Annotated in this window: 13 protein-coding genes and 1 tRNA gene; 2 read left to right on the top strand and 12 right to left on the bottom strand. The window is 63.7% G+C overall.

What is annotated here, in order from left to right:
- The 8 genes from VGQ94_00235 to VGQ94_00200 form a co-directional block, all read right to left on the bottom strand.
- Positions 1 to 509, bottom strand: a 509-nt coding sequence (locus tag VGQ94_00235) for a hypothetical protein (GenBank protein HEV2020934.1), incomplete at its 3' end; no start/stop codon positions are given.
- A 59-nt stretch (positions 510 to 568) separates the two neighbouring features.
- Positions 569 to 1,063 (bottom strand): hypothetical protein, encoded by a 495-nt coding sequence (locus tag VGQ94_00230; GenBank protein ID HEV2020933.1) that lies wholly within the window; start codon positions 1,061 to 1,063, stop codon positions 569 to 571.
- 42 nt (positions 1,064 to 1,105) lie between these two features.
- Positions 1,106 to 2,548, bottom strand: a complete 1,443-nt coding sequence (locus VGQ94_00225; GenBank protein HEV2020932.1) for a hypothetical protein — start codon at positions 2,546 to 2,548, stop codon at positions 1,106 to 1,108.
- Positions 2,549 to 2,560: 12 nt separating this feature from the next.
- Positions 2,561 to 3,361: a prepilin-type N-terminal cleavage/methylation domain-containing protein gene (locus tag VGQ94_00220; GenBank protein ID HEV2020931.1), complete on the bottom strand. Its 801-nt coding sequence runs from the start codon at positions 3,359 to 3,361 to the stop codon at positions 2,561 to 2,563.
- A gap of 10 nt (positions 3,362 to 3,371) precedes the next feature.
- Positions 3,372 to 3,953 (bottom strand): prepilin-type N-terminal cleavage/methylation domain-containing protein, encoded by a 582-nt coding sequence (locus VGQ94_00215; protein ID HEV2020930.1) that lies wholly within the window; start codon positions 3,951 to 3,953, stop codon positions 3,372 to 3,374.
- A 70-nt stretch (positions 3,954 to 4,023) separates the two neighbouring features.
- Positions 4,024 to 4,647 carry a prepilin-type N-terminal cleavage/methylation domain-containing protein gene (locus tag VGQ94_00210; GenBank protein HEV2020929.1) on the bottom strand — a complete coding sequence of 208 codons (624 nt, stop codon included), beginning with the start codon at positions 4,645 to 4,647 and terminating at the stop codon, positions 4,024 to 4,026.
- Between the two features lie 245 nt (positions 4,648 to 4,892).
- A complete protein-coding gene (locus tag VGQ94_00205; GenBank protein ID HEV2020928.1) occupies positions 4,893 to 5,351 on the bottom strand; it encodes a nuclear transport factor 2 family protein in 459 nt (152 codons plus the stop codon).
- An 84-nt stretch (positions 5,352 to 5,435) separates the two neighbouring features.
- Complete coding sequence (locus VGQ94_00200) at positions 5,436 to 7,553, bottom strand: radical SAM protein (protein ID HEV2020927.1); 2,118 nt, start codon at positions 7,551 to 7,553, stop codon at positions 5,436 to 5,438.
- Between the two features lie 354 nt (positions 7,554 to 7,907).
- Here VGQ94_00200 and VGQ94_00195 point away from each other — a divergent pair, with 354 nt between their 5' ends.
- Positions 7,908 to 8,621, top strand: a complete 714-nt coding sequence (locus VGQ94_00195) for a septal ring lytic transglycosylase RlpA family protein (protein ID HEV2020926.1) — start codon at positions 7,908 to 7,910, stop codon at positions 8,619 to 8,621.
- A 36-nt stretch (positions 8,622 to 8,657) separates the two neighbouring features.
- Entirely contained in the window at positions 8,658 to 8,999 is a 342-nt protein-coding gene (locus VGQ94_00190; protein HEV2020925.1) for a histidine triad nucleotide-binding protein, read from the top strand.
- 19 nt (positions 9,000 to 9,018) lie between these two features.
- On the opposite strand, the gene VGQ94_00185 is transcribed toward VGQ94_00190, so the two are convergent.
- From VGQ94_00185 to VGQ94_00170, 4 genes are all read right to left on the bottom strand, one after another.
- On the bottom strand, positions 9,019 to 9,570 hold the full coding sequence (locus VGQ94_00185; GenBank protein HEV2020924.1) for a hypothetical protein: 552 nt from the start codon (positions 9,568 to 9,570) through the stop codon (positions 9,019 to 9,021).
- A 741-nt stretch (positions 9,571 to 10,311) separates the two neighbouring features.
- Positions 10,312 to 10,386 (bottom strand) — tRNA-Val (locus tag VGQ94_00180).
- Positions 10,377 to 10,955, bottom strand: coding sequence for a site-specific integrase (locus VGQ94_00175; protein ID HEV2020923.1), 579 nt, complete (start codon positions 10,953 to 10,955; stop codon positions 10,377 to 10,379). The genes VGQ94_00180 and VGQ94_00175 overlap by 10 nt, the downstream gene beginning before the upstream one ends.
- 238 nt (positions 10,956 to 11,193) lie before the next feature.
- On the bottom strand, positions 11,194 to 11,757 hold a 564-nt coding region (locus VGQ94_00170), incomplete at its 5' end, for a hypothetical protein (protein ID HEV2020922.1).

Genomic DNA, 11,757 nt, shown 5'->3' with positions numbered 1-11,757 from the left:
GCCTGACTCCAAAGCTCGCGCTCGGAAGCCGGTGCACCGGAGAGCCGTCGCAGGACGCGGGCGACGTTGCCGTCCACCACCGCTTCCGGCCGACCAAATGCGATGCTGGAGATTGCGGCGGCGGTGTAGCGGCCGATGCCGGGCAGCGCGCCCAGCTCTTCCGCGCTGCGCGGGAAGTGGCCGCGCCGCTCGCGGACGATCTCTTTCGCAGCGGCGTGTAGGCTGCGGGCGCGCGCGTAGTAGCCCAGGCCGCTCCAGGCGGCCAGCACGGAGGACTCACGCGCCGCGGCCAGTTTCTTCACGTTGGGAAACCGTCGCAGGAAGTCGCGGTAGTGCGCGAGCACGGCGGCCACCCGGGTCTGCTGCAGCATGATCTCGGAAACCCAGATGCGGTAGGGATCGCGGGTATTGCGCCAGGGCAGGCCGCGGCGGTGGCAGCGGTACCAGCCGAGCAGACTCACGCGAAAGCGGCGGCGTGCGGCCTCGGCGGTGCCGGCAAAAAGACTCATGCCAGGGCGTTTGGAACGATGGTGATGCCGGCTCCACTACCCGCCGGCATTCGAACGAATCACTTAGGCGGCTCTTCTGCAGGCTCCTTTGGCGCCTCTTCCGGAGTTTCCGATGAGCCCTGCTTCTGCTGCCGCTCCTGCTGCTGGGCCGAGGCCTGTTCGCGGCGGGCCTTCACTTCCGCCAAGCGCTGCTTGTAACCCTGGAGGATGTCGGTCAGGCTGTCGCGCTCGGCCGGTGTGACGTCACCTTGCAAGCGTTGTTCAACGTTGGCGATGGTCGTCTCCAGGTTTTTCTGGTCCGCCTCCAGCTGCTTCGGATCCGCCGGGCCGTTGTCGGTCGAGGCTGCGGATTCCGGCGCCTCGGCGGCATCATTTGCGCCACCCTTGTCCTTGTTCGCCTCAGCTGTGGAAGCTTCGGAGCCGGACTGCTCGGTCGCGCTGGAAGGCCGCGCCAGGTCGTCCTCGGTCAGCACCTTGTGCTGTTTCGGAGTGGAAGATGTCGCCGGCGTCTGCGCACCAGCGGCGAACGCCGCCAGCAGCACCACAGCCGCCATGAGGTATCGGACTGACTGCATACAGGTCTCCTTTGCTTCGCTTCAGTACATCTCTTCCCGGGTGGCGATTATCTGGAACGTGAATTTGGCTTGGGCCTTGTTGAGCCAGCAACTGTCCTGATACACGCCGTTGCCGCCGCCGCCATTCCAGTTTAAGGTCGGCGCTCCCATCGTCGGCAGGACGTTACCCAAGGCATCGCGTGTCTTGGCAATCAGCACGCCACCGTTGTACGAGCCATTGCCACCTCCGTTTACGTTCATCACGCCCTTTCCCACGACGAGTACGATCCCATTGAAGCCGGAATTGCCGGACATGGTCGCGGTGCCGGTGATGATCAGGATTCCGGCCCCGCGGGTATTGCCGCTGAAGGTCGCGTCGCCGTTGATGACGGTGATGAGCGGAGCCGCGTCCGTACCGATCGGCGGATTACTCACCGGTCCGGTCAGCACCTGATCCGCGCTGAGCAGGAGGCTGGCGATGATGCTCTCGATGGATTGTGGGGTCCCCCAGCCACCCAGGATGGCGCCCGCGTCCACGACGTTCGGGACACCCCCGCCGGCGCCGGTGTAGTTGGCCGGACGGGGTATGGCGGCGCTGATGGGGGCGACGGACGCGGCGTTGTAGGCAGCGATGCCAGCCACGGGGGGCTGAGCCACTCCGCAGCTAGGCGTGTCGTTGCCATTGACGTGATAAGGATTTGAGTTCGGGGCGCCGAAGACCGGCGCCGGTCCGTCCAAGGTCAACGCGCCGGGCAGCGGCGGCAGCCTGGTCTGCGCGATCTCCTGCTGCACCATGCGGCGGGCCCCGCTCGCGGTGCGCGCTAGCGAGGTGATCATAAAAACGGGCCTCACGGTAACCGGGCAAGCCGTGCCCGGAGCGCCGGCGAGGGTCTCGTTCGTCCCGTCCCAGCAGACCTGCGCCGCCAACGTGCCCGCGGCGGCGCTGCCATTGGCGTAGAAGGGAGCCGTCGTCCCGTTGGCTTTGAGAGTGATGCGCACCCACTTGTATTCGAGGGCCGCCGCGGTGTTGGTGAAGGGGGCGTCGCTGGCTATATAGGTGATGAGCCCGGCAGGCGGGCCGGCAGTGCAGGGAATGCCGACGCCCGGGTTGGCCAAGGCCAGTCCCGGGAAATTCTCATGACAGAGTTCGTCGTCGAAGTAGCGATTGGAGGCGAGAGTGGGGTCAATGACCTCCCCGGCCAGGGGATTGCGCACGTAGAGGATTGAGCCCGCGACCCCGGGCAGGGCGGCCGGGCCCACAATCTGGTGGGGCGGCGTTGTGCTGAACATGCGCTCGCGCACATCCTGCAGTCCGCCCACCGCGGCGTAGTAGGCCTTCTGACCGGCGCGGTAGTTGTCGTTGATGAACTGTTCGGTGTCCGCCATGTACATCAATGCGAAGGCGATGGCGGAAAGCAGCAGCAGCGCGAAGAGCGCAATCAGCAGCGCGACACCTCGCTCTTTCTTCGATCTCCGGCCTGTCATAAAACCCTCCCTCTAGTTGTTGAGGCGTGCGGCAGCGGTCATGCTGAGCGCGGGCCGCATGCGCGTCTGGAGGTCCACCCCGCTGGGCGGCGCCAAGACGTTGATGTTGATTCGAATGCTGCGGATCGCGGCAATGTCGTTGGGATTGGCGTTGATGTCCAGCGGCAGGGCCGCGCATCCCGCGCCCGCCGCGCCGCACTCCAGGCCGTTGGCGTCATAAGCCCGGAAGACGGGCGCGGCCTTGTAGGAGCCGTACAGAGTATCGTTGGCCACCGTCCCCGGTGCCAGAACGCTGTTTCCCGAGATGGTGTACAGCCCTGCGCTGTTGACCACATCGCTGACTTCCATGTTGAAGTTAGTGGCCTGGGCCAGGGGAGCGACCCCGTTGGTCTTCACTACCTGGCTGCGGCGCAGGGTGCAGGGGCAGGAGCCGGCATTCGGCCGCAACTGGTACTGGATGCTATCCACCTGGCCGTCACCATCCACGTCGCCCTCGAACCACAGCGAGGTCGAGGTCAACTGCACCAGGCCGACGGCGTTACGGTTGTCATTGTTGGTCACCAGGGCGGTGATGTACATGCGCTTGTTGGGATAGCCCGCGGTGTGCAGGTCGCGCACCATCTGGTCCAAAAACTCCCGGGACTCCTGAGTCAAGTCCAGCTTGACGCCCTCCGTCCGATAGCGTTTTTGCACCATATCAATCTGCTGAAAGACCACGCCGGTCACCAGCATGAGGATGACCACTACGGTCAGCAGTTCGATCAGCGAGAAACCCTGCTGGCGGCGGACCCGGCACTCTCTTCTGGCTTTCACGTAGCCTCCTCTAGTTTCCTGCAACCCCACGCAGCGTGACCGGCACCGAGAAGTAGGGCAGCGAGCCGGCGGCGGTGGTGATTTGCTTGCGCGCCGAGACCGTCACCAGCTTGGTGTTGGCGCTCATGGTCTGGACGTTCCAGCGGATCTCGTAGGTGACGCGCGCGTTGGCGGAATTCGCGGCGGCGTCGCCGCAGGTGATGTAGGTCATGGAGTAGCCGGCGGGCACGGCGGCGAGGTTCTGATTGTAGTCAATGGTTCCCGTGGCCTGAGCTACCGTGGCCCCCGCGCCCGGCGACGCCGCGCCGGTGGGATTGATGGTGAGCAGGTTTCCGGCGCAGTCGGTGGTGACAAAGGCGGTGTTCACTTTGGCCGGCCGCGCGATGATTTCCTCCATCACCATCTGCGCCAGGGCCGTGGAGGCGGTGTCCAGCTTGTTGCGGTTGTTACCTGTGATGGCGGTGCGCACCAGGATCATGCTGCCCATCATCCCCACCACCAGCACCAGCATGGCGATGAGCAGTTCGATCATGCTCATGCCGGACTGGCGGCTGCGGCTCTTCGCTGCTCCCGCGGCTCGGGTGAAGCTCATCGTTCTCGTTCTCGGCGTTGTCATCGTTCTCCTCAGGCGCATGGGATTCGCTCCCCCGGTTCCCCGTTCCCTACTGCCAGGTAGCGCCGTCATAGGTCCACACCCGGATGCGTCCCGCCGGGGTCACCGAAACCGCCGCCCAGCCCAGGGCACCGAAGGCCCGGGTCTGGTTCATGTAATAAACAAAGCCGACGGTGTTGCCGCCGGCGTCGCGGATGTTGCACACCGAGTTCGCCGGCGGGGGATTCCCTCCGGGGCTCACGCAGGGCAACCCGCGGGCGTTGAACGAGGGCAGGATGTTGGCGTTCTGGGGCGCGAAGGTGGTGCAGCACTGGCCGATCAGGTTGGCGGTGTTGGGCGCACCCGCGGTGACCACAGTTACGCTCTGCGAGAGTTGGATCATGGGCTCGGGGGCGGGGGCGCCGGCGTCGAAGACATCGTTGTAGTTCAGATCCACGTAGGCGGCTCGCGCCCCGGTAACCGTGGCCGGCTTGACGGTGTAGTAGCGGTTGTCGCGCACCGCCCGCTGCCGGCACCGCTGCATGATCCCCGCCACCTCCGATGCCGACGACCGCAGACGGATACCGTCCATGGCGTTCATGATGCTGGGCGTGGCCATGGCCGCGACCACCATGATGATGGCAATCACCACCAGCAACTCGATCAGAGAGAATCCGCTCTGCCTTTTCCTCATTTTCGCTTTCTCTAGCGCGATGGGGAATTCGCCCGCGCCTTCAGCCTTTCAGGGGGAGAGGTTTGAAAGCGATATTACCACAGTCCTACTAGCATCCTGGCTGCCATTCCAGCGGACATGCTACATACCAATGAAAACAAATAGACTTAAGATGGAGCGCGGAGGACTGCGATCTCATGCTTACCTTGAATAATGTAACCTTTTGTTACATTTTAGGAATACATTGTAAGAGTCATGGCGAAGAGTCAGGGAGAGGTGGCGGCGGTCTCCGAGTGCGCGACCGCGATCCAGCCGCCCTTGACTTGCTGCCACACGGTCATCATGCGCAGGGTGGTTTCGCCGCCGGAGGCGGCGCGCAGGATGATGGTGTAGGCCACGATCATGTCGCCGCCGCTGGGGCGGACCTCCAACTCGCCCAGGGAGTAGTCGGCGAGGCCGAGCGCCTTCAGCCGCTCCAGGGTCTGGGCGCGGTCGCGGACTCCGGCGGACGTGGCTTCCACGAACGTAGGCGACAGGCGCCTCTCGACCTCGGTCCAGTTCTTGGCTTTGATCTCCTGCCAGAGCAGGCGCTCGAACTGCTCCGCCCCGGTGGCGTCCGACCAGGCGGTGGACTGCTTCTGCGCCCCCACGGTGCAGGCGGCCAAGCTGACGGCGAGGATGGAGGCGAGCAGAGCTCCGGCACGCGCTTTGCGACACTTGAACACGGTGCCGGATTCTACTCCAAGGACAATTCAGAATGAAAACGGCCGCTCCGAGGAGCGGCCGCTAGGTGTGAAAACGCTGGGGGTTCAGTCGCCCAGAACTTCTTCCTTCACCGGCTGGGGCGCCGCGGGGGCGGGTTGGGCGGCCAGCACATTCACGGAGACGAAATCGCCGCTCGCCGGCTGCTCGCCGAGGATGTGCTCACGGTAGAGCTTGGCCATGCGGGCGTTTTCGGCCTCCTGCTTCGCGCGCTGATCGCGGGCGCGGAGCTTCTCATCGCGCGCGGTCTTGGCGATGCCCAGATCGTCCAGGTCGTGCTGCTCCTCGTTGGTGATGAGCTGGGTGTTGAGCTGGAAGACGTCGTTCTTGGTCTCTTGCAGGCTGACGTTCTTCCCGCCGGCGAAGATCTCATGCCGTCCGTGCTCGTCGTACCACTTGGTGAGGGTGGCGGTCATGTGCATCTTCTCGATGATGTTGCGCCAGCCCACGCCGGTGTTGTAGGCGCAGAAGCTGATCTCGCCCTCCTGGGTGGCGTAGGGGATGATGCACTGTTCGGTGCGCCGGAAATCGTAGTTGAACAGGTCCTGGAACCACATGCCGGCGACGAACAGGATGTTCCAGCGGTCCTGGCGGCGCTTCTCGATGTCCTCCAAGGTGCGGTCGGCGCCCACCTTGCCATAGCCGCCGGTCTGCGCCTTCTTGCTGACGCCGAAACCCTTATCGAGCTTCTTCAGCAGCGAGAAGATGGTGAAGTGGGTGGTGGTCTGGAAGGGGTCGTAGTTGCGGGCCACAGCCAGGGCCATGCCCAGGACGGAGAGGAACTTTCCGCGGCCGGCGTCGGTGACCTTGGCCACGTCCTTGGCCAGCTGGTCGGCGTTGAGGAAGGCGGTGATCGGCGCCGCTTCCTTGGTTTCCTTGTCCACCATGATGCCCATGCCGACACCGCAGTTGGGGTGGCAGCCGCAGCTCATCTGGCCCCAGGAAGCTTCCGGGCCATGTACCAAATCGGCCCAGTCGGAGAAGGTGGTCATGAACGACAGCGGGAACCAGTCGCGAATGGGCTCGCCCAAGCCGGTCTGGCTCTTCACGTCGTGGGCCAGGTGGGAGAGGGTGTAGCGCTGGGCGGTGCGGCGCTCGTCGCTCACTGCCTCGTCGCGCCCGGTGAACGACACCGGCTGGAAGGAGCAGAAAGAGATGATGCGCGGATTATCGAGCGCGAACTTGATGATGCGTCCCACCTGCTCGTTGTTGATGCCGTTGATGATGGTGGTCACCGGCACGACGTCCACGCCAGCCTTGAACAGGTTCTCGATGGCCTTGAGTTTGACGTCGAAGAGGTTGCCGACCTTGCGGTGGGCGTTGGCGGCGTTGCCGATGCCGTCGAACTGCAGGTAGGCGTAGCGCAGTCCGGCTTCGGCAGACTTGCGGCAGAACTCCTCGCTCTTGGCGAACTCGATGCCGTTGGTGGCCGCCTGCACGCTGTTGTAGCCCACCTCGCGGGCGTAGCGCACCGCGTCCAGGAAGTAGGGCGACATGGTGGGTTCGCCGCCCGAGAACTGCACCGACATCTGGCGCTTGGGCTTGATGGTGATGGCGTTATCCAGCAGGGTCTTGATGTCGTCCCAGGTCAGCTCATGCACGAAGCCCACCTGGTTGGCGTCCATGAAGCAGGGATCGCACATCATATTGCAGCGGTTGGTGAGGTCCACGGTGAGCACCGCTCCCCGGCCGTGCTTGATGGTGCTGGTCCCGTGGTTGTGCAGCTTCTCGTCGCCGTGCGCGCGGATGTCGCGACCGGGGAAGGAGTCCTCCAGGTGCTTGAACATCGGCGGATCGATGGACATCACGTCCTCGAAGTGGCCGTGCTTGGGGCAATCCTTCACCATCAGGATCTTGCCGTCGCGCTCGATGACCTGCGCCTTGATCTCGCCCACCTTCTGGTTGAGCAGGACCTCGTGGGGCAGCTTGCCGTCCAGGATCTGCTGGCGAATCTCCGGCACGCAGCGGGGGCAGAGCGAATCGGTGGTGCGCGGCCAGCCCAGCGGGGGCTTGGTCTTCTGATACGACTTCAGCAGAGGCTTCTCCGACCACGCGGGGGTGAAGGTGGGATTGGGGCGGACGCGGTTGAGCCGGTCGAACACGTGCCAAGCTCCCGTCGCCGCCAGCACCAGCCCTTTCTCGACGTATTTGATCGGCTTGCGCATTCTTGCTCTCCTCCACCAGAAATGTGGTCTCCACACACGGGCGGAAACCGCCCTGGAGACACTCTCCCCCTGGGGACTGGGGCTGTAAGAGGCTAAGGGATTCGACACTCACCCCCAACCCAGAAGCCCTCAAAGGGGAGAAATTGCGGTTCAGCAGTGCGATGGTGCATTGAACGGCTTCGGACATTACGCGATAAAGCCTTGCGAATCAACAGGAATCAGCCCCTCGCGTCACAGCGCTCTGTGACGGCCGGGGACCGGCAGAGGTTGGCGGGCGTGGTGCCCCCGGTTGACCCTTCCCGAAAATGGACGTCATAATCACCGAGCCTGGCAATTCCCGCTTCTAACCACGAGGTGGGAGCATTTGAGATCAAACCGCGCACTCTTCGGCTGGCGGCGCTGCTGGCCGGTGTGACCCTGCTGGCCGGATGCGGCGGCGGCAACCAGCATGCCCGCACCCGCGTCCCCGCGCCTCCTCCGACCTCGGCGGAAACCTTCAACATCCCCGCCAACGCCAAACCCCTGTTCGTGGAAATCGGATTGGCGAGCTGGTACGGGCCTCCGTATCACAACCGGCCCGCGGCCAACGGCGAGATCTATGACATGAACGCACCCACGGCGGCGCACCGCACGCTGCCGCTCGGCTCCATCGTGCGCGTGACCAACCTCAGCACCGGGCAACGGACGCTGGTGCGCATCAACGATCGTGGGCCCTTCGTCGAGGGCCGGATCATCGACCTCTCGCTGGCCGCGGCCAGCGAGATCGGCGTGCGTCGCGCGGGCATAGCGAAGGTGCGGGTGGAGGTGATGCGCGCTCCGGCGCCGCTCGACTCCGGCGGACGTTGGGCGGTGCAGATCGGCGCCCTCGAAGATGAAGAGGTCGCCGCCGAGCTCAAGGCCAAGCTCGTCCGCCGCTACCGCACCGCCAAGGTGCTGTCCTTCCCCAGCCCCACCGGCGACTGGTGGGTGCGGGTGCGCGTGCTGCAAGACGACCGCAAGCGCGCCCAGGAAGTGGCCCGCGACACCCATACCCCGCAGGGCGATGTCTTTCTGGTGCGGCTCGACTAGCCTCTAAGAGCCGCGGGTTGGATTTACAATCCCACCATGTCCGACTGCCTGTTCTGCCGCATCCTGAGCGGCGAGATCCCGGCGAAGAAAGTCTATGAGGACGACCACGCCTTCGCCTTCGAAGACATCAATCCCCAGGCGCCTACGCACGTCCTCATCATCTCCAAGAGGCACTTGCCGGGGCTGAAGGAAGCCACGGCGGAGGACGCGGAGTTGCTGGGGCACTGCCAGTTGGTGGCAGCGCGCATCGCGCGCGAACGCAAGATTGAGGACGGCTATCGCACGGTGTACAACGTGGGGCCGCGCTCCGGGCAGTCCGTCTTCCACCTGCACCTGCATTTGCTAGGCGGACGAGACCTGCGCTGGCCTCCCGGCTAGCGAGGCCGTTGCTGCGAGCTTACTCGGTGGTCTGGCTGAGGTCTTCGGGGGCACCGTGGCGACGCAGCAGCTGCGGCAGGTTCTGGGAGAAGGCGGAGCGCGGCATGACAGCGTCGCAGCCCGCCTCCTGTGCCTTGACCTTCAGGTCGCCCTGCACGTGGGAGACGAAGCCCAGGATGGAGGTCGCCTTCTTCAGCTTGGCCTTGAGCTTGGGGATGGTGGTCAGCGGCTTGGCGCTGACGCTGTTCAGGTCAATGATGATGAGCGACGGCTTCTCCTGGCCGTTGGCCTCGATGCGCTCCAGTATCTCCTTGTCGGTCTTGGTGAATTCCACCTTGACGTTGAGCTTGCGCGCCGTCTCCTGGATCTTGGAGACGAAGAACAGGTCGTCCACCATGACCAGGATGCGGGTGGCGCCGTTTTCGTTGGGAGGCAGAGGCTCGGGATCGGGCAGCATGGGCTGGTGGAAGCGCTGCGCTTCGAAGCGCGAGCCGCGGCCGTAGCCACTGCCGCTGCCGCCCTGTGAGTTGCCGCTCGGCGCGCCCTGCGCGTGGCGGTAGCTGTGGTCCATGGGTCCGGTTAAGGCAGCGCCGCGATGCGGGCGTCCCGAATGTCCGGGGCCGCCCGGCCCGCCGGGTCCGCCGGGTCCGCTTCCCGGCCCGCGTCCCCGCCGCCGGCGTCGTCCGCGGCGCGAGGGTTGGTCTGGTCCTCTATTCATGGTCTCTCGATTCCAGGTGGTCCTGTGGTTGTGCCTTGGTCCTGTAGTGGTGCGTTGGTCCTGTGATTGCTTTTTTAAGGATGCAATGCTGCCTGTGTCGGTCTGGACTCCAGCCTGATTCTCTGCCCGGCGCTCTAGAAGCTCGCGTCTCGGGAAGATTCTTGAACCTTGTGTACTCGTCCGCTTGCTTTCCTTATGCGGAGCGCCAGCACGGGAGCGTGCGGCTTTGGAGGACTCCCCATGCTATCCGCACCCCAGTTTCCGCGCAAGCGAAAAATCGGGCCGTCGGAATCCCGGATTCATTCCTTGTGGATGCCGCCCGGGACTTCAGAGTTTCAAGCGGTTTCGCCGCGGCGCAGAAAAAAAGGGCGTTCACGAGGAACGCCCCTTCGCTCAGGGAAAGTTACGCCGTTTCTCGCGTACCTTTCGGTAAAACTCCCCTGCGGGTCCATATGCAAGTCAAAAGCCGAAGTTTAACCTGCTGGAAAGACATGGGATACGGCTCGCGCTGATGGGTTCGGATTTCCAATTTGCAGAGAAGCGCCATGTTAAGGATACGGCTTCCCATAGGGGGCACGACTTGGGATATGAAGATGGTGGGCGCTGTAGGATTCGAACCTACGACTTCCACCGTGTGAGGATGGCACTCTACCGCTGAGTTAAGCGCCCACAGAATTGAGCAACGGTGTCCTTACATTTCTATCAGTTACAGACAACTTGGGCAAACTTGGGTCAAAAATTCGACCCATTTCGTCAGCCACCCGCCTGTGGTCTTCGCTGACCGCGTGCGTGTAGCCGAGGGTCATCTCGGAGTCCGCATGACCGAGTCTGTCCATGCGTACTCTGACTGGAGCGCCGACTGAATCCAGTGCCGATGCGTTGCCGTGTCTGAACGCATGCAGGCCCATTCCCTTCGCCGCATCGCCCTGAATACCGACCTTAGTCAGTAGCGGTTTGAGCTGCCAAGTGACAACGTTGTAGTTGTCGTAGGGCTTGCCATTACGAGTGTGAAACAGGAGCCCCGAAGTCCGGCCGGCCAGATGCTCTTGAATGTGCTGCGCCAAGTTTGGAGAAATCGGGAAATGACGCACCGCATTCGACGTCTTAGGAGTTTGCAGCTTTCCCCGCCACGCAGAACGCCGCACGTAAATCAGCCGGTTCGCCAAATCCACGTCATCGGCGAACAGACCACACAGCTCCCCGCCACGCATCCCGGTCTCAGCCGCAATCCAAAACATAGTCTTGAACGGCTCTGCCGCTGCCGAGATGATTGCTCGCGCTCAAGCAGGAAGGTGAACTCTGGAGGATAAATGCAGCTATGGTGATCTTCAATCCGAAGCCGACTGCTGCGGCCGCCAATTCAGGCCGGAAGCCGATGTCCTTGGAGGCCAGGCGAAACATAGCGGAGGGATTGAGAAGGGCGCGGGAGGCGAAGGCGCGCAGACATTCCACCGCACGAGTGGACTGCGGTACGATCTACTGCTTGCAGAGTCCCTTAGGTGTCCAGTCGGTCGCGAGCATCAACCAGGGTTTGGAGGCATCTTGCAGAATGAGAACGAGAGAGCGCCGAGCACCCGTTCCGGTTCCCGTCAAAACCATTGGTAGGCCCTCACGCACCATTTTACCCGGGTCACCTGCGCGCTGACGGAGCGTGCCTTCGGGCGTTTCCAGACACATCGCTCCTTCGAGCGTATACCAAGCCTCCACTCCCGGATGCCGGTGGACAACTGACTGCATACCGGGCTGAAAAATGCCCTCCATATACACCGCGGCAGAGTTCTCCGCCGCTCTCAAGGGCAGCGGACCGATGCGGGCCTCGCGACGGCCACCGACGGGACGCCACCCCGCCGCGGCGATGGTAAATAGCCACACACGTCCTAGTGATTCGACGACGGTGCTGCGCGGTCCCTTTGCCGCCTCCGCCGCGGCACGAGTCGGATAGGTGTCCAGATGCCAGTAGAGTTTCGAACGCTTCGGCAGGTGGCCAAGTTCCGCGCGCGCCGTGATGAAACAGCCGAATTCGCGACCAGCCCGCTCACT

The sequence above is a fragment of the Terriglobales bacterium genome (assembly GCA_035937135.1).
Lineage (GTDB): Bacteria > Acidobacteriota > Terriglobia > Terriglobales > Acidobacteriaceae > DASYVL01.
This window is presented reverse-complemented; position numbering and strand designations above follow the sequence as displayed.